This window comes from Campylobacter australis (assembly GCF_050586305.1).
Classification (GTDB): Bacteria; Campylobacterota; Campylobacteria; order Campylobacterales; family Campylobacteraceae; genus Campylobacter_A.
In genome coordinates, this window is the sequence record NZ_JAXUAA010000001.1 from 1 (window position 1) to 21,789 (window position 21,789).

18 protein-coding genes and 2 pseudogenes are annotated in these 21,789 nt (G+C 34.4%); 12 read left to right on the forward strand and 8 right to left on the reverse strand.

Annotated elements, in window-relative coordinates:
* On the forward strand, window positions 1-1,888 hold a 1,888-nt coding region (locus U5B17_RS00005), incomplete at its 5' end, for an Ig-like domain-containing protein (protein WP_430803329.1).
* Between the two features lie 450 nt (window positions 1,889-2,338).
* On the opposite strand, the pseudogene pstB reads toward U5B17_RS00005, so the two are convergent.
* The 4 genes and pseudogenes from pstB to U5B17_RS00025 all read right to left on the reverse strand — a co-directional run bounded on the left by pstB (window position 2,339) and on the right by U5B17_RS00025 (window position 6,276).
* Window positions 2,339-3,090 (reverse strand): annotated as a pseudogene (gene pstB, locus U5B17_RS00010) (phosphate ABC transporter ATP-binding protein PstB).
* A gap of 2 nt (window positions 3,091-3,092) precedes the next feature.
* Window positions 3,093-4,238, reverse strand: coding sequence for a phosphate ABC transporter permease PstA (pstA, locus tag U5B17_RS00015; protein WP_430803330.1), 1,146 nt, complete (start codon window positions 4,236-4,238; stop codon window positions 3,093-3,095).
* 9 nt (window positions 4,239-4,247) lie between these two features.
* Window positions 4,248-5,086: pseudogene (gene pstC, locus U5B17_RS00020) on the reverse strand (phosphate ABC transporter permease subunit PstC).
* 167 nt (window positions 5,087-5,253) lie between these two features.
* Window positions 5,254-6,276, reverse strand: a complete 1,023-nt coding sequence (locus tag U5B17_RS00025) for a substrate-binding domain-containing protein (RefSeq protein ID WP_430803331.1) — start codon at window positions 6,274-6,276, stop codon at window positions 5,254-5,256.
* A 128-nt stretch (window positions 6,277-6,404) separates the two neighbouring features.
* Here U5B17_RS00025 and U5B17_RS00030 point away from each other — a divergent pair, with 128 nt between their 5' ends.
* Together U5B17_RS00030 and U5B17_RS00035 are read left to right on the forward strand one after the other, a co-directional pair.
* Complete coding sequence (locus tag U5B17_RS00030; protein ID WP_430803332.1) at window positions 6,405-7,061, forward strand: response regulator transcription factor; 657 nt, start codon at window positions 6,405-6,407, stop codon at window positions 7,059-7,061.
* A 163-nt stretch (window positions 7,062-7,224) separates the two neighbouring features.
* Entirely contained in the window at window positions 7,225-8,022 is a 798-nt protein-coding gene (locus U5B17_RS00035) for a sensor histidine kinase (protein WP_430803333.1), read from the forward strand.
* A gap of 384 nt (window positions 8,023-8,406) precedes the next feature.
* Here U5B17_RS00035 and U5B17_RS00040 read toward each other — a convergent pair whose 3' ends face one another.
* The 4 genes from U5B17_RS00040 to U5B17_RS00055 all read right to left on the reverse strand — a co-directional run bounded on the left by U5B17_RS00040 (window position 8,407) and on the right by U5B17_RS00055 (window position 10,095).
* Window positions 8,407-8,613, reverse strand: a complete 207-nt coding sequence (locus U5B17_RS00040; protein ID WP_430803334.1) for a hypothetical protein — start codon at window positions 8,611-8,613, stop codon at window positions 8,407-8,409.
* Window positions 8,614-8,876: 263 nt separating this feature from the next.
* The gene (locus tag U5B17_RS00045; protein ID WP_430803335.1) at window positions 8,877-9,437 is read right to left on the reverse strand and encodes a HepT-like ribonuclease domain-containing protein; all 561 of its coding nucleotides are present in this window, start codon (window positions 9,435-9,437) and stop codon (window positions 8,877-8,879) included.
* A complete protein-coding gene (locus tag U5B17_RS00050) occupies window positions 9,430-9,756 on the reverse strand; it encodes a nucleotidyltransferase family protein (RefSeq protein WP_430803336.1) in 327 nt (108 codons plus the stop codon). Before U5B17_RS00050 ends, U5B17_RS00045 begins: the two co-directional genes overlap by 8 nt.
* Before the next feature lie 9 nt (window positions 9,757-9,765).
* Window positions 9,766-10,095, reverse strand: coding sequence for a hypothetical protein (locus U5B17_RS00055; protein ID WP_430803337.1), 330 nt, complete (start codon window positions 10,093-10,095; stop codon window positions 9,766-9,768).
* Window positions 10,096-10,535: 440 nt separating this feature from the next.
* Here U5B17_RS00055 and U5B17_RS00060 point away from each other — a divergent pair, with 440 nt between their 5' ends.
* From U5B17_RS00060 to U5B17_RS00100, 9 genes are all read left to right on the forward strand, one after another.
* Entirely contained in the window at window positions 10,536-10,763 is a 228-nt protein-coding gene (locus U5B17_RS00060; protein WP_430803338.1) for a hypothetical protein, read from the forward strand.
* Between the two features lie 129 nt (window positions 10,764-10,892).
* Window positions 10,893-12,461 carry a peptide MFS transporter gene (locus U5B17_RS00065; RefSeq protein ID WP_430803339.1) on the forward strand — a complete coding sequence of 523 codons (1,569 nt, stop codon included), beginning with the start codon at window positions 10,893-10,895 and terminating at the stop codon, window positions 12,459-12,461.
* Between the two features lie 242 nt (window positions 12,462-12,703).
* Window positions 12,704-15,475: an autotransporter domain-containing protein gene (locus tag U5B17_RS00070; RefSeq protein WP_430803340.1), complete on the forward strand. Its 2,772-nt coding sequence runs from the start codon at window positions 12,704-12,706 to the stop codon at window positions 15,473-15,475.
* Between the two features lie 186 nt (window positions 15,476-15,661).
* Window positions 15,662-16,696 (forward strand): lipid-A-disaccharide synthase, encoded by a 1,035-nt coding sequence (gene lpxB, locus U5B17_RS00075; protein ID WP_430803341.1) that lies wholly within the window; start codon window positions 15,662-15,664, stop codon window positions 16,694-16,696.
* Window positions 16,697-17,179 (forward strand): transcription elongation factor GreA, encoded by a 483-nt coding sequence (gene greA / locus U5B17_RS00080; protein WP_430803342.1) that lies wholly within the window; start codon window positions 16,697-16,699, stop codon window positions 17,177-17,179.
* A gap of 62 nt (window positions 17,180-17,241) precedes the next feature.
* Window positions 17,242-17,985, forward strand: coding sequence for a UDP-2,3-diacylglucosamine diphosphatase (locus tag U5B17_RS00085; RefSeq protein ID WP_430803343.1), 744 nt, complete (start codon window positions 17,242-17,244; stop codon window positions 17,983-17,985).
* Entirely contained in the window at window positions 17,985-18,938 is a 954-nt protein-coding gene (locus U5B17_RS00090) for a chemotaxis protein (protein WP_430803344.1), read from the forward strand. Before U5B17_RS00085 ends, U5B17_RS00090 begins: the two co-directional genes overlap by 1 nt.
* An 8-nt stretch (window positions 18,939-18,946) precedes the next feature.
* Window positions 18,947-21,271: a hybrid sensor histidine kinase/response regulator gene (locus tag U5B17_RS00095; protein WP_430803345.1), complete on the forward strand. Its 2,325-nt coding sequence runs from the start codon at window positions 18,947-18,949 to the stop codon at window positions 21,269-21,271.
* A gap of 11 nt (window positions 21,272-21,282) precedes the next feature.
* Window positions 21,283-21,783: a chemotaxis protein CheW gene (locus tag U5B17_RS00100; protein WP_230055867.1), complete on the forward strand. Its 501-nt coding sequence runs from the start codon at window positions 21,283-21,285 to the stop codon at window positions 21,781-21,783.
* Window positions 21,784-21,789: the final 6 nt, after the last annotated feature.

The window sequence follows — 21,789 nt, forward strand, 5'->3', positions numbered from 1 at the left end:
CATCACAGAAGTTATTGACGATGTTGCGGGTGGTGTTGTAGGCAAAGTGGATAACAATGGTCTTACAAACGACAACACTCCAACTATTAAAGGCACAGCGACAGGCTCTAAGGTTGAAATTTTTGACAATGGCAAATCTCTAGGCACAACTGATGTTAAAGATGGTGAATTCGAATTTACACCTAAGAAACCACTAGCCGATGGCGAGCATGAATTTACTGCAAAAGTCGTAGGCTCAAATGGCAAACATTCTGAAGTATCTAATAATTACGAAGTTAAAATTGATACTGATGAAACAGCTAATGTAAATGTTACTACTAAAATTCATTACAATGAAACATTTAAAAATGCTGGTTATGTCTCAGGTGAAGTATTTAGAGTAAATTACGGCAGAGATAAATCAGGCAAAGCTACATTAGACCAAATAGAAGCACAAAGGGCTAAGTATGTCGGCGATACACCTAACTACTCATTTAAAGCTGACAAAGTTTGGTTTTCAACAGATAATAAAAGTGGTAATAAACTAGCTGAGTGGAAAACAGTTTCTGACAATAGTAAATTTAAAAAAGCCGTTGAAACATTTTTAAAAGATGGAACAAATCAAGAAACTGACAATGGTGTAGAAAGTAGTATAAAACCTGGCATAAATAATCAAGGCAGTATTGACTGGGAAGCATATGTGTATATGAAACTAAATGGTTATGTATATATGGAAGCAGGTAAATATACGCTTAATTCTCCTGGTGGCGCTGGTGAGATTCGTCAATATGTTAATGATAAATTTTCACTTCAAATAAGTGATGTAAAAGGTAAGCACGTAGATGGAGTCAGCGTGGATTTGATGAATAATCCAAATGTTGCGTCTGGGGATATTACTATGAATATCCCTACTAGTGGATTTTATAAACTAGATATACGCTTTGCTGATACTGCATACGGATATGATAGCGGTAATGTTCAACAACAAAACGGAAGGTATGAACATGTTGTGCAACAATCAATGTCATCTTTAAGACCTATGTTTAAATTTGTTGGTGCAGAAGGTGCTTCTAGCGATCTTATAACGCTTGGCAATTCAGCACAAATTAGATTTATAGATAAAGAGCTTTTAGAACAACATGGTTTTAAACTAGAAGATATTACTATTGCAAAAAATAGCAAAGAATATGATGAGTCTCAAGGTCAAGTAGTTTATAATCTAGAAACAGGCAAACTAAAATATGCTGACGGCTATACAACAGAAGTTAAAGTAGAGGTTAAAGATCCGACCGATGGAACACCTTTGGCAAACAAAGAAGTAAGCGTAACACTAGATGATGGTAGAAAATTTACGATGATGACAAATGATCAAGGTATAGCTGAAAAAAGCGAAAATACCATTACTGGCTATGAAAAAGTAGCAAAATATGGCATCAAAAATCATCACTCAATAGATGTAAATGCAACAGATGATGCTGGAAACACGATAGGTCTAAGTGCTGGTAGTGATATAGTCGTACATGTAACCAACATAAACGATATAAGTAGTGCTATAAAAGGTGGCAAAGGTCATGATACTATCAATCTTTTAAATCCAGAGCCTAGTATCGATCTATCAAAAGTTGCAGAGAAATTTGATGACTTTGAAGGTATTAATCTTAAAGATGGCGATAAAGGCACTACGCTTACTTTGACAGCACAAGATGTTCTTAATGTAACTAATGATGCAGATACTGTCTTTAAAATTTCAGGCGATAGTAGCGATATTGTAAGTGGTAAGGGTCAATGGAAAGAATCTGATGAAAAAAGTAAAGCTGAAAATGGATATAAAGTCTATGAAAGCACAAGCGAAGTTAATGGGCAAACCATATACATTCAGATAGAAGATGGAGTTAAAACAGACTTCTAAAACCGAGTCTCTTGTAGCCCAAGCAAGAAATTTCTTGCTTGGGTTTTTTATTTATACAATCTAACTCTTTAAAGTAGTAAAATTTTATTTAGATGTGGTATTTTCACTTTCTTTTTGCTCGTAGATAATAATTTATTTGTATAATTTGGTTGTGATATATTTAGCTTATTTTTGCTTTGATTTTGCAGTTATTTTTAGTGTTAAAAGAGATTGAGCCTAAAATTCTTGGTAATGTAAAGAGTGATGAAGTTAGTTTTAAACTAGTTGAAGTTTATGATAAAGCTGTATAGGCATTTGCAACTTATGTAGTATAAAATAATGGTTTTTAAATAATTACCATAACACCATATAAATTTTTTGGTTATTCTTCGGTACTCTTGTAAAGCAAGTGCTGCTTACGAAGCTTTTTGAGCTTTATCAATGCTTTATTAAAACAGAGCCTTGTATTATTTATCCAAATTTTCCAAGTACATATTGTTTGGTTTTTTTTCTTTAGGATCTTCAAAAATTTGATTCGTATTACCAAATTCTATAAGCTCGCCAAGATGAAAAAAGCTTGTATAATGCGCTATTCTTCTAGCTTGTTGCATATTATGAGTTACGACTACGATACTAAAATCATCGCTAAGATCGACCATTAATTTTTCTATTACTTTCGTTGAAATCGGATCAAGTGCGCTTGTAGGTTCATCCATTAAAATCAATTCAGGCTTAACGGCAATAGTGCGTGCAATGCAAAGACGCTGCTGCTGACCTCCACTAAGAGCTGTTGCAGGTGAGCTTAGTTTATCTTTTACTTCGTCAAATAACCCAGCTTTTTTTAAGCTATCTTCAACTAATTGATCGCACTCACTACCTTTTTTTATCATTTTATGCACGAGTGGCGCATAGGCGATATTTTCATATATGCTTTTTAAAAATGGATTTGGCTGTTGAAAAACCATACCCACTCTACGCCTAATATCTATTACGTCAGCAGTTGGCTTGTATATATCATTATCATCTATTAAAATTTTACCTGTTATTTTTACGTGCTCTATAAGGTCATTCATTCTATTAAAACATCTTAAAAACGTGCTTTTTCCACATCCTGAAGCACCTATTAAGGCTGTTATTTTTTTATTATGAATTTCCATATTTATATTTTTTAGAGCCTGCTTTTCTCCATAAAAGAGATTTAAATCAACGCTTTTAGCTTTAATTTTCATAGTTTTACCTTTTTGTTTATCTTATTTCTTAGAATTATAGCAGCTAAATTTAGGCTAAATGTTACAAATAGGAGCACTAAAATCGCTGCTGCAGTCTTGGCTATATAGGCCTTTTCAGGACTTGAAGCCCAAATGTAAATTTGAGCTGGCATCACTGTTGTGGGCGATAACAGATCGGTAGCTACTTGTGGCACGAAAGCTATCATACCAACTATCATAAGTGGTGCGGTTTCGCCGATGGCTCCGGCTAGAGCAATTATCGTACCTGTTAGAATTCCGCCAAAAGCATTTGGCAAGACATGATCTTTAATAACTTGAAGTTTAGTTAGTCCAAGTGCATATCCAGCCTGTGAAATGCTCTCAGGCACACTTTTTAGTGCGCTTCTTGTGCTGACGATGATAACAGGCAGACTCATAATGCCAAGCACTATGCCTCCTGCAAGCGCTGAGCTGCGTGGCATACCAAAGAAATTTATAAATACGCTAAGTCCTAAAAGTCCAAAGATGATCGAAGGTATGGCATTTAGGTTGTTGATATTAATCTCAATGAATTTTGAAAATTTACTATCTTTTATAAATTTTTCAAGATAAATTCCACTTGCTACACCTATAGGAAATGCAAAAGCTATTGCTACAATCATAACTAAAACACTACCCATAATGGCTGTAAAAAATCCTGCATTTTCAGGGATTTTAGAATCTCCGCTACTAAAAAATTTGCTATTAAATTTAGAAACTATTACACCTTTTTCGACAAGCCTAAAAACTTCTTTTCTATCCTCATCATTAAATTTTGTGAAGTTTTCTTTTAAAAATCCATCTACATCAGCACTAGCTAGAGCCAGCAAATTCGCATTTTGTCCGATTTCAAACTTTTGCTCTTTGATTAAATTAGGTAAATTTCTAAGCCAAGCTCGTGAGATATATTTCTTATTAGTGTCTGACAGCGAGTATGGATTTTGAATCAATTTTTCAGTAATTTCGATATCGACTTTTACGTAGTATCTTTTAAATTCACTAATCCCAGCCACAAGTAAAGAGGATATAAAAAATACTAAAAATCCAATACAAAAGATAAAGGAATATATTGCAACACCTTTAAAAATTTTACTTTTTAACTCTCTTTTTTGCTGATTTTGCACGATCTTTCCTTATAAATTTGAAATTCTATACTTTTTAGCAAAACTTCTGGAGATAAGAACATCTGCTAAATTTATTATAAAAGTAAGGATAAAAAGCGTTAATCCAAGTCCAAATGCGCTAAGTGTCAGGGAATTATCAAATTCCTGATCGCCACTTAAAACTTCTACAATTTTAACCGTAACCGTTGTCATATCCTCAAACGGATTTAGACTTAAATTTACACGTAAGCTTGCTGCCATTACGACTATCATAGTTTCTCCAAGGGCACGCGAAAGCCCAAGTAAGCAAGCTGCTATGATGCCAGGCATAGCAGTTGGCAGTGTAACGAAGCATATCGTCTCTTCTTTTGTCAGTACAAGCGCGAGCACTCCGTGTTCTAAGTGCTTTGGCACAAGCGATATGCTATCATCACAGATGCTTGAAATCATAGGAATGATCATAAGCCCCATTACTACACCCGCACTAAGCGCATTATTATAAGATGCTTCAAGTCCAAAGAAATTTGCCATCTTTACCACAAATGGCACAACAAATATTGCTGCAAAGAAACCATAAACTACACTTGGAACACCTGCTAATATTTCTAAAACAGGCTTTAAAAAAGCTCGCTTTGTTGTGGTTGCGTATTTAGAGAGATAGATCGCGCTAAAAATTCCAAATGGAAATGCTGTTAGAATGGCAATCAAGCTAATGTAAAAGGTACCAAAAATAATCCAACTGAACCAAATTCCGCTTCTTGACCTAAAAATGCGCCGTGTGGAGCCCAATTTGAACTAAATAAAAACTCAAAAAAACTCTCTTTTTGAAAAAATCTGATAGCCTCAAAAAGGATGGAAGCTAGTATCATAAAAGTTGCTAGTATTGTAATTAGCGATGAGACAAGTAAAAATGTAGTGACAACTTTCTCGACTCTTTTATTCCTTATGTCTATTAAGTTTTGAATTAGGGGTAAAATTTTACCCCTAAACATAAATAGACAATATGCGATGATGAGTAAAATTGCTATATACTGCATTATTGTGTTACTTTTGAGCTCTCTACCATCTCTTTTGTCAGCATAGTCGGCATTTTAACGTTCTGCTGCATTTTGTCTAAATTTTCGTCGCTCATTGGAATGAGTCCTATAGTTTTTAATATGCCTTCTTTGCCTATCATAGGCTCACTTATGAATAGATTTACAAAGTCGTTTATGCTTGGATTTTGCGCTCTTTTAGCGTTTTTGACATAGAAAAATAGACTTCTTGATAGCTTATAACTTCCATTACCTACAGTCATTTCACTTGGTAATACGCCGTCTATGCCAAGGGCTGAAATTTTATCTCCGTTTTCGGCTAAAAACCCATATCCAAAAATTCCATAAGCATCTTTATTTTGTGCTAGTTTGGTGATAATTAGATTGTCGTTTTCGCCTGATGGAATGTAAGTTTCATCATCTCTGATAGAGCCGTATTTGCCAGCTTTGTCGCCATACTCTTTAAAGCTTTTCGAAGCTGCCTGCATTAGTTGCTCTTCAAAGCTGTCTCTCGTGCCAGATGTCGTTGGAGGTCCATAAACTATAATTTGCTTATTAGGCAAGCTCTTATCTATATCGCTCCATTTTTTGTATGGATTAGGCACAAGAACGCCATTTACAGGTACTTCTTTGGCAAGTGCTAAGAAAATTTGCTCTTTTGTAAAATTTGCACCCTTGTTGTCTTTATTTTGAGCAAAAACTATTCCATCATAACCTATCATATATCCGCTTATATTTGTAACACTATTTTTAACGCATTCTTCAAATTCGCTCTTTTTCATAGGTCTTGAAGCATTTGCTATATCAAGTGTATTAGCACCCACTCCAGAGCAAAATGCCTTAAATCCGCCACCAGTGCCAAGACTCTCTACGATCGTAGTTTTTTTGCTTTTAGTGATGCCAAATTCTTCAGCTACATAGCTTGAAAAAGGAAAAACAGTCGAGCTACCACCTATTTTTATTTGATCCGCAAAGCTAACGCTTGCCAAAATTGCCGTTGCTACGACACTTGTTAAGATTTTCATGACTTCTCCTTTAATTTAAAATGATGATGTAAGTTTAAAGTATCTTGGAAACTTTTTAGAAACAAATTTGATTGATTAAAATAACTCTTTTTTGATAAAATAGCATTAAATTTTTCAATGGTGGAAAAATGGCTGATTTGATAGTAATCATAGATGATGAGCGCGATTTAGTAGAACTTTTGCAGTATCATCTTAGTAAAGCTGGCTTTGAGACTGTGGGCTTTTATAATGTATCTCGTGTAGAGCAATTTTTAGACGAAGAGAATGTAAGCTTAATGATAGTGGATAGAAATTTAATTCATGCCGAAGGGGCAGAATTTGTTACAAATTTACGCAAAAAAGGATTTGATACGCCTGTAATTTTTTTAAGTGCCAAAGATAAAAAAGAGGATAAATTAAAAGGGTTTGAAAGTGGCGGAGATGACTATATAACTAAACCTTTTGATATCGATGATTTAGTCGCGCGTTGCAAGGCTTTAATCAAACGCTCAAGTCGTCAAAGCGATGTTTATAAATTTAAAGATATTAGTGTAGATAATAGCTCAAAACGTGTACTTGTCAGTGAAAATGAGATAAACCTAACCAAACTAGAGATAAATTTACTAATAGAGTTTATAAAAAACAAAAATATGATTTTAAGTAGAGAGTATCTTTGTGATGTAGTTTGGAATGACTTTGAAACTAGCGAAAAAACGATAAATATAGCAATTAAAAGATTAAGGCAAAAGCTCGGAGATACTGAGTATATAGTATCGGTAAGATCGCAAGGATATAAGCTTTGCTAATAAAATTTAGAAATTTTGCAACCATTTTTGTTATAATTTTTGTTACATGTTTTTGGCTTTTAAAATTTCGCCAAATTTTATAATAGCTTTGCTTGCGGTATCTATATTTTCAGCATTTATAATATCTCTTATCATTGCAAAAGATGGAAATAAGATAAATTATATGATTAAAAGCTTAAATGCTGGCAAGTTCAGTGGCAACAAAGAAATTTTGTTTTTGCAGGAAAATTTACAGATAAAAGATAGTTTAAACGAGCTTAAGGATAAGCTTAGACAAAGATCTAAAAAATCCCTTAAGAAAACCGCCAAAATAAAGCTTAGAAATAATCAATTGCAAGGAATTTTAAGTTCGATTTCGCATGAATTTAAAAATCCAATCTCAATTATAAATATGTCCAGCCAAGCGATACTAAATGACGATTTGGATGATGCGAAGAGAGATAAATTTATAGAAAAGACAACTCGCAACTCAATGCGTATCGTGGATATGATTGATAAGTTAAATTTAAAATCTATTCAAAGCTTGTCGTTAGAGAAAACAAGCCTAGATTTATACGCATTGATAAGTAATGTTAGGACAGAGCTTTTGGAGCAATATAAAGAGCGTGAGATTTGCATAGAAAAAAAGGATGTATGGATATATGCAGATAGCACGCTTATAAGACAGGTGTTGATAAATATTATAGAAAATGCGCTTAAATATTCGCAAGGTATGGTTGAAATTTATTTTGTTGAGAATTGTGTATTTGTAAGGGATTACGGCGTCGGAATAGAACAAAAAGATATAAAACTTGTTACTAAAAAATATTTTAAAACTAAGAATAATATTCATATGAATTCGTTTGGAATAGGACTTTATGTGGCAAAACAAATTTTAAAATTGCATGGCTTTGAGCTTATAGTAAGTAGCGAATTTGGTAAAGGCTCAGTTTTTGGGTTTAAATATAATGTATGTAATTAATTTTTTATTATAGGGTTTAAGTCATAATTATTACTGTTATTTTTATAGGCAAAGAAAGTCATTATTGCAAAATTATAGATTGGTACGTATAAATTTATTAACAATAGATGAGATTGAGTGCTTTAGTATGAAATAGTAGAGGCTAACCAGATACAAGCTAATAAAATGCCTATTTATCGGCATTTTGTGATTTAAGCTTTCAATACTGCTTTAAAGACTGCCTTATTTACTTTTCTTGGTAAGTTTACTAAAACATAGCAAACTTACCAAATAAAAACACTCTCCCTAAATACTACGCCTTAAAAGTGCCATTTAATGGGCTTTTAAAGCTTTTGTGTTTGTTTGAAAAGACCCAACTACCATTATATCAAAAACAAGACCATATCAGCAATTTACAGCAAATTTTTGTAGCCACTCGTTTATGGCTTTTCTGCTATAAATGATCGTTTTGCCGTATTTAAAAAAGGGGATAGAATTATCCTTGCCTTGATTTTTTTTCATCCTTGCTTTTGCTTGTGCGTTTTTTGATATGCCAAACTCTTGCTCTAATTGTTCTATATTCATTAAATCATTGCTTTGAATTTTTTTCATTTTCACTCCTTTTATTTGTATTATTTTGGTTTCGCAACCAAACCCAAACACAGCTTAGAAAAATGATATATATAGCCGTTAGCCCTAGCAAATACTAAGTTTTAAGTACCTGTATTATTTGATATGCCATTAAAAATAATAAAATGTCTAATTCAGAAATAACAAAAAATTTAAATTTAGCAAAATTAAAAATAAGAAAAAAGATAATTTTTTGGTAAAAAAGAGATAAAAAGAGTTAAAATTTTATTTCCGAGAATGCAAGCTTATCTCGCATTCTCGTTTGAATTATTTTTAATAATATCATTAAGCTTGCTAGCATATGTCTTGTCAAGCTCAAGTCCATTTTTTTGTAATATATCGTAACTTTTTTGAATCTCAGATTTTAACTCGTTTTTGGCTTGTGTAGTCAAAATATCTTGCTTTTTAACAAAACGATCAATTTTTTTTTGCAAATCTTCGCACATGTCTTTTTTTGTTTCTTTTAAAACTTTTTGTATATTTTCTTTGAGTTTAGGAAGATTTGTGCGTATCACATTTTCTATAATCTCATTTTGTATATTGTCGTAATCGTGTGAAGACCAATTTCTAATATTTCGTATTCCTTTCAGGTCTTCTTTTGTAAATTTATCTAGGATATGATATTCTTGTGCCTTTTCAAGCTTATCAAATTGTTGATATACGACGTCGATGTGTTTCATGATTGCGGGCTTTGTCAATAACTCATCTTTCAAAGCTCCAGTAATGCCTTTGGGTTTGCAAACTTCGAATACTTGATCTATTTTTTCTATTGCTAATTCCAAGCGGTATATAATCTTGTCAGACATAAATTGCTCCCTTTACTATTTTGTTATCTTGCATTTTTTGTTCAGAGTAAAAATCGCAAATATCTACGGATTTGTGAAATTTATCGGCTATTTGTTCTCTTAAATCACTCAAATAATTAAGTGCCTTAAATGCATTGAGCCTATCTAAAAATTCTTTTTTATCCGCCAAAACGACTATATCAATGTCGGAGTTTTCGTCCGCATAGCCTTTGACATAGCTTCCAAAAAGCCCTATTTTTCGAATTCCATCTTTTTCAAGATTTGGCTTGATTTCAGATAGATATGCAAGTATGGCTTCCTTTGTTAAGATGGGTCGCATAGTTTCTCCTTATTTATTCATTTCCATGATTTTATCTATATCTATATTAACTTTTTCTTTGCCAATATCCCTGCAATATGCCAACTTCTCGGTTAAATAATATACTTTTTGTAGCTTTGCTGTTTTGTTCGCTGCACTTAAATATATATCTCCACTAACCCTATCGCGCCCCTTAACCCTTGTTTCTTCATCAGCTATTTTCTTTGCTTCTCTAGCTTCTTTTTCCATTTTAAGTAGTATTTCACACTCTTTTTTTGTTAATTTATTTGGTTTTTTTGTTGCAATATTATCAAAATCAGATGTTTGACTATTGCTTTGAACTTTTGGTAACTCTGGCAACTATCCGGTTAATATTAACCCAGCCACCGTAGTAGCTACTAGAATTTGACTTGCTTTCATCGTTGATCCTTTTTTCTTAAGATTATAGCATAATTTTTACTTTTGGGCTCTTCTTTGTTTTTCTTCATAAATTTTATTTTTTTGCAAATACTTTTTTAAAAATGTTCAGATATTTTTTACATTTCTACTAAATTTTTTTTAAAATAAAACTCAAATTTTATTTTTTATTTTCATTATTTGCAAAAATAACGAAAATCGCCATTAAATGCTGATAAAATCGGTGTTTTAGTTAAAACACAGCCATAAAAGGGGTTATCCTGCCTTTATTCTTTTATCTTATTTTTTTCTTTGCTGGTTTTAAAATTTGTAAAAAAGTTTTAAAAATATTTTTGAATTTTAAATTGCTTCACTTTGTTGGCAATGACAAAAAAGGGGCAGTGGTGGAAGCTGGTGTGCGACTTTTGACGCCGTGCGGTAGGATGTTTTGCATGCTATTTTTTACTAAGCAACCGCACCTGTGGTTTTCTAACGCACAGGCGGTTGCAAGCTTTAAGTGTATCATAAGTGCTTGCATTGACGGGCGAAATTTATCTCTAAGCAGTGGCGAAAGTGTCGCGTTAGATGCATGCGAGATTGACGGCTACAACATAATCCCAAGTATAAAGTAAATAGCATAAATTTTAAGCCCAAAAATACAAAAATGCTACAAATTTCTTGCTTGATTTTGTTTGAAATTTTTTGTAAAATTCCCAATTTTGCGCAATAATAAGCGTACTTTTATCAAATTTGGAGAGCTTATGGGGCAAATTTGGACACTTTTTACCACTGAGATGTGGGAGAAATTTACATTTTATGGGCTTAGGGCGATTTTTTCGCTGTTTTTAGTCCATTTTTTGGGGCTTAGTGAGAGTGATGCAGCGCTTTATTATGGTGCATTTTTGGCTTTTAGCTATCTTGTGCCAATTATTGGTGGCGTACTTGCGGACAGGGTGTTTGGTTATCATGCAAGTATCATTATCGGATCTATTCTTCTTACGCTTTCGCAGCTTGCATTTTTTGTAAGTGCGAGTGGAATTTTTAGCTTACATTTTGCCGTTTTGGCAGCGGTTTTAACAAGTCTTGGCAACGGCTTTTTTAAGCCTAGCATTACGGCACTTTTAAGCATTCGTGCGCCCAAAAATGCAAGTATTGATGCTATTTTTTCAAATTACTATTTTTTCTTAAACCTTGGCGTTTTGCTAGGAAGCTTTATAGTGCCGTTTTTTGGAGATAGTGCAAGTGATGGTGTGCGTGATTTAAGTGCCTTTAAATGGGGCTTTTTGGCTACTTGTGTTGCCATGAGTTTTGGACTTTTGCTATATATTTTTGTGGCAAAAAATTCTGAAAAAACACTCTTTAAAAAGCAGGATTATTTTAGCTTAAATTTGCACTCCCTTGGCATTTGCATAGCTATTTTTGTACTAATTTTTACGCTAATTAGCTTACTTAGTTCTGGCAACTGGATTAAAAGTGTATTTTATCCAGCTATTTACGCACTTGGAGTTGCTTTGATGTGTTATGTATTTTTAGAAAAATCTCTTGAAAAAGATGAGAAAAAGGCAGTTTTACGCATTTTTATAAGCTCATTTTTTATTGTATTTTTCCTTGCAACTTTTGAGCAAACAGGCACATCGCTTACCTTTATCGCAAATAATCAAATGGATAGGAAAATTTTTGGCTATGATATGCCAGCGTCGATGATATCGATGTTTAACCCATTTTTTGTTCTGCTTTTATCGATACCGTTTTCGCTTTTATGGGCATATTTGGAGCGTAAAAATGGCACACTTAATAATCTAAAAATTCAGTCATTTGGACTATTTTTGCTTGGATTTGGCTACTTTTTTATCTCGCAAAATGTGGCAAATTTAGGCTCTCAAAGCCTTAGTGTTTGGCTTTTTGTTGGGCTTTATTTTATCCAAACTTGCGCTGAGATGATGGTTTTGCCGATTGGATTTTCACTTGTGGCAAAAAGTGCTCCAAGGCGATTTTTGGGTCTTATATTTGGTGTTTTTTATCTTGCGATCGCTGCTGGATATGCACTTTCTGGCACTCTTGCAACCTTGCTTCCGCCAACTGCGGATAAGTTTGTAAAAGCACAAAATTTAGGCATTAATTTAAGCGATGTTTTATTAAATGGAGCAAGTCAGGATGTTATAGAAATTTTAGTTAAAAACGCATTGCCAGTAAAATTTCCAGAAATTTTAGGCTTTCAGATTATAAATCTAAGCGACTTTTTTATGATATTTTGCACTATGAGTTTTATTGCATCGGTTTTACTTTTTGGACTTTGTAGTATCAAAAATGATAAAATGAAAATAATTTAATTATGTATAGTGTGTGTGAAGCATAATTATAATGTGTATTTTATAATAAATGCTTTATATTTTAAAGTATAAAATAAATTAATGATTTTTTAACAAGATATTTACTATAATGAAAATATAAATATTAACTTAAAGGATTATTAATAATGCGGAATAAATATTCTCATATAACACTTAGTGTAATTGCAATCATATCTTTGGCTGGATGTGGTGGTGGGGGGGGGTCGAGCGCTCCAGCACCAATGATAAATATCGGACATGTTCAGCCTTTAAATAACCAACTTAATAATAATCAGCAAGCGGACCATATTTTATTAAAACCTATTCAGCCACTAGATAAACCGCTAAATCATTTTCCATCACAACCATCACCTACTTTAAAGACTTATAACATCTATAGGCAAGAGCAGATTTTATCATCTAAGCTAGAAGACTTGAAAAAAGATGAAGATTTTAAACAAAAAGTAGCTATTATTGATAGCGAATTTACAATGGATGATATTTTTAAAGATGGTCAAGGTAAGTTAAGGGTAAAAACTCCACAAGGAGGCTCTGCAGGTAAAGAAAATCATTTTTTAAATTCACACGGAACATTTGTTTTGGGAATATTTATAACAAACAACAAAGATTCTAATGTATTAATACAAAGTGCATCTATTAATGATGCTGATATGTCTGTAACTAATTCTATGTTTGATGACATGTATAAAGAGGGTGCAAGAGTTTTTAATAACTCATATGGCAATGTATCAGATAAAGAGCAAGGCACAAATATGTACGATTTTGTAGGCAATAAGCCAGAAACAGATAGCGTATTTGTCTTTGCTGCCGGAAATCAAGGTGTTTGGAAGGATAATACTGCTAACTATGCCTCGCCTCAGTCTTTATATCCACTTTTAAATGATAATGCTAGAAATGGCTGGATAGCTGTTGCGGCAGTGACAAATGATGATGATACGAAACTAGCAGAATATTCAAGCAAGATAGGTGAAAAAGCAAAAAATTGGGGCATAACAGCAAAAGGTGATCAAAGTGTAAAATTTAGCAATAGAGTTGTAAGCTTAAGTGGCGGAACCTCTTTTGCTACTCCAGTTGTTACGGCAGCTGTTACAAATGTGTGGAATAAATTTCCTTGGATGAGTAATCACTTAGCAACTATTACCGTATTATCTACTGCAAACAAACCAGGAACAAAAGAACAAACCCAAAATCCAGATAAGGATTTTGGGTGGGGTGTTTTAAATCAAGAAAGAGCATTAAAAGGACCTGGCAGATTTGATAAAAGGCTTTTAACAAATAAAGATCAAGACGATAGTCTTGTTGTTGATTTTGATCATAGAGAATATCAAAATAAAGATAAGCTAACATGGAGTAATGATATAGCAGGTGATGCTGGTATTATAAAGCGTGGAACGGGTACGCTTTATTTAAGTGGTAAAAATACCTACAGCGGTAATACAAAGATACAAAACGGTACACTTAGTTTTTCTGGGTCTCTTAAAAACTCAAAAGTTATAATAGAGGATAGAGGTACATTTGAAGCTAAAAGTAGTAATGATATGGTAAGTGTTTCAGGCGTTGATAAAAATTCATATATTTTTGAAAATAAAGGATCGTTAAATATATACGGAAAGGGATTAAAAATAGATGGAGATTATAAAGGTAGTCAAAATTCTCGAATAGTTATAGATATTCATAAATCAAACTTAGAAGTAGCTGGAAAAATGGATATGGGTGGTTCAAGAATTTTGGCTGATATTGAAAATGTTAATGAGGTGCCACAATTAAGCGAAAATATAAAAAAAATTATTTCCGCAAATAGCATACAAAACTATAATGGTGTATATAATATATCTGATAGAATTTCAACTCTTATAAAGATTACTGGATTAAATGTTAGTGATAAAGATATAAGTGTAAAATATCAAAGAGAGAATGTAGCAAAAGCTTTAGAAAAATATACAACACTTTCCGCTTCTGTTTTAAATGCAAGTAAAAATTTAGATGAATTGTTAAATGAATTAGCAAATAATCCAAGTGCAAGTTTAACCACACCTGCTCTTACATTATTTACTATGCAAGCTCCAGCTTTAATAAGAGCTGTTGAGAGTATGTCCGCAGAGATACATTCTAGTAGCTTAAATACTGTAATGCTAATAAATAAAGTTTTCAATCGGGCTATCTCAGATAGAGTTTATAATTCTATATTGTTGGCAGACAGTGGTTTTTGGATAGATGGAGTATATACAGATGCTAAAATAAGTCAGACTGGATATACTGGTGCTAATGTTGATATTAGAGGTTCTCAAGTAGGGTTTGATTATAAACTAGATGATAGAACAACTCTTGGAATAAGTCTAAACCAAAGTTTAAGTAAGTCCAAATTTGATAAATATGCTGGTAAAAATGAAACGAAAAGCATAGGGGCTTCTATTTATGGTGGATATGAATTTAATAATTTTTATATAGCTTCAAGACTTGGATATATTGGGTCAAAAAATGAAGTAAATAGAGAGATAATAGATTCTATTTCAAGAGTAAAGTATAATTCTCAGACTCATACTTTATATACAGAAATCGGCAAAAATTTTACATTAAATGAAGTGAATGCAAATATTTATTTTGCAAATGAAATGAACCGTATAAAACGAGATGGCTTTAGTGAAAAAGAGAATTTTGGTATTACAAGTGGAGATAAGCAATACACCTCAAACTCATTTTTAGTTGGTGCAAGGACAAGTATTAAAAGTGGAAAATTCGACTTTATGGCAAATATAAATCACATATATATACCAAACCCTAAGGATTTTGGATTTGAAGCAAACTATACTAATAGTAGCACTCCTATATATATAAAAGGTATTAGTGAGCCTAGAAATTTGACATTTCTTGGAGCCGGTTTTGATTATGAAATATATAAGAATTTAGTTGTAAATTTAAAAGCTGACAAAACATTTTCTAAAAATAGACTAAAAAATAGTTTAATAAAGCTTGGCTTTAGATTTTCTATTTAACAATAAATTTATGTAAATTCCAATCCTAGTTTTAAATTTTAATTTAGAACTAGGATTGTCACATTTTTTAATAATCTAAAATATTTCTTTATTTGTGGTAAAATACTTAAATATTTCGTTTTATATTTAGTAAATTTACATATTTTAGCTAAAATTTTATATAATCAAATAAAAATTTGGATAAAAATGAGTAAAAAAATTTTAATCTCTTGTCTTGAGGCATCGGCAAATTTGCATTTTTCAGAGGTTTTGCAACATCTTGGAGAGTGTGAGTTGGTGGGAATTTTTGATGAGAAATTTGGCGAGCCATATATGAAAAGTAGCGAATTTTCGGCAATGGGATTTGTTGAAGTTTTACCACTTGTTTTAAAGGCAAAACGCGCCATAAAACAGATGGTTGAATTTGCTAAGGGGTGCGATGCTGTGCTACTTATCGATAGTCCAGCGTTTAACTTGCCACTCGCAAAGGCAATCAAAAAAGCTGGCATAAAAACACCTATAACATACTATATTTTGCCTCAAGTTTGGGCGTGGAAGCCAAAAAGAGTGGAGATAGTTGAGAGGTATTGTGATAATTTAGCATCTATACTACCATTTGATGATAAATTTTATACTCGTGCAAGTTATGTAGGACATCCTTTGCTTGATGAACTAAAATTTCAAAAGGCTAGCCTTGAAAATAGTGGCGAAATAGCATTTTTACCAGGTTCTAGAAGGTCTGAGATAACGCGTTTGATGCCAGTATATCGTGAGGTTGTAAAGCAAATTTCAGGCAAAAAGATTTTAGTTGTTCCACCCCACTTAAAAGATAAAATAGCTGAGTTTTATGGTGATGTGAGCGAATTTGAGATCTCATACGATACGCCAAGCACGCTTCAAAACAGCGAATTTGCCTTCATCTGCTCTGGCACAGCCACGCTTGAGGCTGCACTTATCGGTACGCCATTTGTGCTTTGTTTTAAGGCAAAAGCCATTGATGTGTGGCTGGCTAGAAAGCTTGTGAAAGTACGCTATGCTGGGCTTGCAAACATTATATTTGATTTTATGGGCAAGCCAGCGCTTCACGCCGAGCTTATTCAAGAGGAAGTAACAGCTGAAAATTTGTTAAAAGCGTATAAAAATTGCGATAAAAGCGTATTTTTGCAAGGCTGCAAAGAGCTTAGAGCATACTTTAAACACGGCTCTAGCCAAAATGTTGCAAAAATGATAAAAGGAGAATAAATGAGTGAACCAATGACCATATATGGATATGAAAAAATAGAAGCAGAACTAAAAGATCTAAAGCTTGTTCAACGCCCACAAATAGTCACTGAGATCGATGTCGCGCGAAGTTACGGAGACCTAAAAGAAAATGCAGAGTATCACGCCGCAAGAGAGAAGCAGGCGTTTATCGACGCGCGCATTGCCGAGCTTTCAAATTTGCTTGCAAATGCCGAAGTTATCGATCCTTCAAGCTATGAGCATGATCGTGTGCGATTTGGCTCTAGTGTTACGATTATGGATGTTGAAACTGAGCTAGAACACACATATACGATAGTTGGAGTAAGTGAAAGTGATCTAGAAAAAGGGCTTATATCCATAAGCTCACCACTTGCGCGCCAGCTAATTGGCAAGGCTCAAGGCGATGAAGTTACACTAAATTTACCAAAAGGCAGGAGTGATGTTGAGATCGTTTTGGTTTGCTATAAGCCTATAAAATTTTGAAGGCTAAGTGTGCTTAAAGTGTCTGTTTTTAGGATTTTTGTTTTATGTGTGGCTAGCATTTGATGCAAAATTTTACTCAAACGCCAGTCATACAAGATGGTGCGATATTTATATCTGACGCGCATGAAAATGCTAATCGTGATGGATTTTTGCGGTTTTTACAAGCTTTTGAGCGTGGTGGAATTTGCGCGCCGCAGCTATTTTTGATGGGCGATATGTTTGACTTTTTGACGGCACATTCAGTTAGTACTTGTAAGTTTTATGTAAAACATATCAAGCTTATAGACAAAATTTCACAAAAAACAGAGCTTTTTTATATCGAGGGAAACCATGACTTTGTCCTTGGCAAACTTTTTAAAAATGCCAAAATTTTCCCCATACAAGCTCAGCCAGTAAAATTTCTAACAGCTAATGGCAAGAGCGTAGAGATAGCGCACGGTGATAACTTTTTGCCGTTTGTTAGCAAATACGCGCTTTTGTTTTTGCGCCTTGAGTGGTTTTTAAGATTTATGAATTTTATAGATATTTTGCTAAATTTTAGAATTTCAAATGCTATTTTACAAAAACTTACACTAAAAAAACTAGACTACAAAATACCAAATTTTAAAGCCTTTATAACACCTAAAATTCGCTATTATAATGCAGATATTGTGATAGAGGGACACTATCATCAAGGGCAAATTTTTGATATTGATGAAAAAATTTATGTAAATCTCCCAGCTTTTGCGTGTGAGCAAAGTTATTTTGTAGTAAAATACCAAAATCAAAGTATAAAATTTGAAAGAAAAAATTTGAAAGGACATTGATGTTTGGGGACAATGTATTAAAAACGGGCTCAAACGAGATGGAGCTTGTCGATTTTCGTATCTTTAAAAAGAGTGAAAACAAAGTATATGAGGGCATATACGGCGTAAATGTCGCAAAGGTACGAGAGATCATCAAGATGCCAAATTTAACTGAGTTGCCAGGTGTTCCTGCATATATTGAGGGAATTTTTGACCTTCGTGGCGTGGTTATACCAGTTATAAACCTTGCTCGTTGGATGAATATCGCTGAGCCAACCAATGAAGTAACGATAAAACCACGAGTCATTATCGCTGAGTTTAGTGGGATCCTAATAGGCTTTATCGTGCATGAGGCAAAGAGAATTCGTCGTATCAGCTGGAAAGATATAGAGCCAGCAAATTTTGCTTCTGGTGCTGGTACGCTTGATAAAGGAAAGATAACAGGTGTAACTCGCATAGAAAATGATGAAGTTTTGCTTATCCTTGACCTTGAAAGCATTGTTGAGGAGCTTGGAATTTACTCTCCAAAGATAGATGTAAATATCGATGACAGTAAAAAGTTAAAGGGCTTAGCCTTAGTTCTTGATGATAGCTCAACGGCTAGAAAGCTCGTAAAAGACGCGCTTGAGAAGATGGGTCTAACGGTAACTGAAGCTAAGAATGGGGTTGAGGGTGTTGAGAGAATGAACGAGCTTTATGATAGGCTAGGCGATAATATCTCAAAAGAGATTCGCGTCATATTAAGCGATATAGAGATGCCACAGATGGATGGTTATCACTTTGCGTCGATTATGAAAAACGATGAGAGATTTAAGGATATTCCTATCGTCTTTAACTCATCACTAAGTAACGAATTTAGCGAAGGTAAGAGTAAAGAGGCTGGCGGTGCGGCATATCTTACAAAATTTGATGCAAGTATATTTTATCAAGAGGTGCTAAAAGTTATTGAAGCACACTCAAATTCTGCAAAATGAGGTGAAACATGGATGATATGAAAGAGATAATGGAAGACTTCTTAGTAGAAGCTTTCGAACTAATTGAACAAATCGACCATGACCTTGTTGAGCTTGAAGCAAACCCTGAAGACTTGGATCTTTTAAATAGAATTTTCCGTGTTGCTCACACGGTCAAAGGAAGTTCGAGCTTTTTAAATTTTGACATTTTAACCAAGCTAACGCATCATATGGAAGATGTTTTAAACAAGGCTCGAAAAGATGAGCTTAAAATGACGCCTGATGTTATGGATGTTGTTCTTGAGTCAGTCGATATGATGAAGGGACTTTTGCATGGCATCCGCGATCATGGAAATGACCGCGATGTTGGCATACAGATACAAGATATTTGCAGTCGTTTGACAGCTATTTCAGAGGGTGATGCAGCTCCAGCTGCCGCGCCAGCTGCACCATCTCCAGAGCCTGAGCCAGAGGTCGTTGCTGAGCCAGAGCCTGAGATTAGTGATGAAAATTTATCAAAACTAAGTGATGATGAGGTTGAGGCTGAGATTGAGCGTTTGTTAAAAGTTAGAAAAGCTGAAGATCAGGCACGCCGTGCTAGTAAAAATGCAGCTTCTGCCGCCACTCCAGCAGCTGCAAAACCAGCAACTCCAGCACCAGCTACAAAACCAGCCGCTGCCCCTAAAAAAGAGGAAGATGGTGATAAGAAAGTCCCAGCGCAAAGTGGTGCAGTAGCTCAAGAGCAGACTATCCGTGTTGAGGTTAAAAGACTTGATCACTTGATGAATCTTATTGGCGAGCTTGTACTTGGCAAAAACCGCTTGCTTAAAATTTATGATGATGTTGAAGAGAGATATGAGGGTGAGAAATTCCTTGAGGAGCTTAACCAAGTAGTCTCTAGCCTAAGCCTTGTTACTACTGACATCCAGCTTGCAGTTATGAAAACAAGAATGCTTCCAGTCGCAAAAGTATTTAATAAATTTCCGCGTATGATACGAGATCTTAGTCGTGAACTTGGTAAGCAAATAGACCTTGAAATTTCTGGTGAAGAGACAGAGCTTGATAAGTCTATCGTTGAAGAAATAGGCGATCCTCTAGTGCATATTATTAGAAATTCATGCGATCACGGCATAGAAGATCCAGAGACAAGAAAGCTTGCTGGCAAGCCTGAAAAAGGTACTGTTGAGCTTAAAGCGTACAACGAGGGTAATCATATTGTTATTGAGATCGTTGATGATGGTAAGGGTCTTGATGCTGCGATGCTTAAGATGAAGTCGATAGAAAAAGGTATCATAACTGAGCGTGAAGCTGATGCGATGAGCGATAAAGAGGCATTTAGCCTTATATTTAAGCCAGGTTTTTCGACGGCTGCAAAGGTTACAAATGTAAGTGGACGCGGCGTTGGTATGGATGTTGTTAAGACAAATATTGAAAAACTAAACGGCATTATAGATATAGAGAGCGAAGTGGGCAAGGGTACTGTAATGAAGCTTAAAATTCCACTCACGCTTGCCATCATCCAATCATTGCTTGTTGGAACACAAGAGGAATTTTATGCTATTCCGCTTGCAAGCGTTCTTGAAACGGTTCGTGTGCCAATCGATGACATTTATACAATCGATGGTAAAAATGTACTTCGCCTGCGAGATGAAGTACTTTCTCTTGTTCGCCTTTCTGATGTTTTTGGGGTTAAGAAGGTATTTGATGGCGGAGATCATACCTATGTTGTCATCATCGGTGTTGCAGAGGCAAAACTTGGTATCATAGTTGATACTCTTGTTGGTCAAGAAGAGGTTGTTATTAAGTCTATGGGTGATTATTTGCAAAACATCCCTGGTATAGCAGGCGCTACGATAAGGGGTGATGGTCGTGTTACTCTTATTATTGATGTTGGTGCGATGATGGAGATGGCAAAGGATATTAAGGTAGATATTCGTGCTGAGATGGATGAGACTAAAAATGTAAAAGAGAAGCCAAGTGATTATAAAGTCTTGATAGTAGATGACTCAAAGATGGACAGAACTATTATGCAAAAGTCACTTGAGCCAACTGGCGTAACTGTGATCGAAGCTACAAATGGTGTTGAGGCGCTGGCTGTTATAAAGTCTGGCGAACACGCTTTTGATGCGATACTTATTGATATTGAGATGCCACGAATGGACGGATACACGCTTGCTGGCGAAATTCGTAAATACTCTAAATATCGCACTCTTCCACTCATCGCTGTTACATCAAGGACATCTAAGACAGATAGGCTGCGTGGCGTTGAGGTCGGTATGACTGAGTACATTACCAAGCCATACTCGTCAGAGTATCTTGAAAATGTCGTTAGAAAAAATATTAAGTTACCATGAGGGAGTAAGATATGAGTAATAAATTAAATGAAGTCTTACAAAAACAGCAAGCACAAATAGGAAACGATGGAACAGTTGGAAATAACGATGATATAATCCAACTTGTAGGCTTTGTGGTCGGTGAAGAGGAGTATGCGATACCTATTTTAAACATAAAAGAGATTATAAAGCCCATAGAATTTACCCGTGTTCCAAGTGTTCCTGAGTATGTTCTTGGTGTGTTTAACCTTCGTGGAACGGTTATACCACTTATAGATCTTAGAAAGCGTTTTTCTATTAATGCTGGTAAGCAAACACCAAGCACACGCTATATCGTTATGAAAGATGAAGAAAATATCGCAGGTTTTGTTATAGATAGACTTACTGAGGCTATTCGTATAAACCGCAACAGGATTGATCCGCCACCAGAGACTTTGGTTAAGGAAAAAGGCATGATCTATGGTATTGGAAAGCGCGATCAAAATATCCTTACGATACTTAAAGTTGAAAGCTTGTTAAAGCGCGATTTTTAGGCTAAA

Bases quoted from the DNA above. Each gene is read 5' to 3' on its own strand.
- U5B17_RS00025 (WP_430803331.1), bottom strand. From the start codon at position 6,276: ATGAAAATCTTAACAAGTGTCGTAGCAACGGCAATTTTGGCAAGCGTT.
- U5B17_RS00030 (WP_430803332.1), top strand. From the start codon at position 6,405: ATGGCTGATTTGATAGTAATCATAGATGATGAGCGCGATTTAGTAGAA.
- U5B17_RS00035 (WP_430803333.1), top strand. From the start codon at position 7,225: ATGATTAAAAGCTTAAATGCTGGCAAGTTCAGTGGCAACAAAGAAATT.
- U5B17_RS00040 (WP_430803334.1), bottom strand. From the start codon at position 8,613: ATGAAAAAAATTCAAAGCAATGATTTAATGAATATAGAACAATTAGAG.
- U5B17_RS00045 (WP_430803335.1), bottom strand. From the start codon at position 9,437: ATGTCTGACAAGATTATATACCGCTTGGAATTAGCAATAGAAAAAATA.
- U5B17_RS00050 (WP_430803336.1), bottom strand. From the start codon at position 9,756: ATGCGACCCATCTTAACAAAGGAAGCCATACTTGCATATCTATCTGAA.
- U5B17_RS00065 (WP_430803339.1), top strand. From the start codon at position 10,893: ATGGGGCAAATTTGGACACTTTTTACCACTGAGATGTGGGAGAAATTT.
- U5B17_RS00070 (WP_430803340.1), top strand. From the start codon at position 12,704: ATGATAAATATCGGACATGTTCAGCCTTTAAATAACCAACTTAATAAT.
- lpxB (WP_430803341.1), top strand. From the start codon at position 15,662: ATGAGTAAAAAAATTTTAATCTCTTGTCTTGAGGCATCGGCAAATTTG.
- greA (WP_430803342.1), top strand. From the start codon at position 16,697: ATGAGTGAACCAATGACCATATATGGATATGAAAAAATAGAAGCAGAA.
- U5B17_RS00085 (WP_430803343.1), top strand. From the start codon at position 17,242: ATGCAAAATTTTACTCAAACGCCAGTCATACAAGATGGTGCGATATTT.
- U5B17_RS00090 (WP_430803344.1), top strand. From the start codon at position 17,985: ATGTTTGGGGACAATGTATTAAAAACGGGCTCAAACGAGATGGAGCTT.
- U5B17_RS00095 (WP_430803345.1), top strand. From the start codon at position 18,947: ATGGATGATATGAAAGAGATAATGGAAGACTTCTTAGTAGAAGCTTTC.
- U5B17_RS00100 (WP_230055867.1), top strand. From the start codon at position 21,283: ATGAGTAATAAATTAAATGAAGTCTTACAAAAACAGCAAGCACAAATA.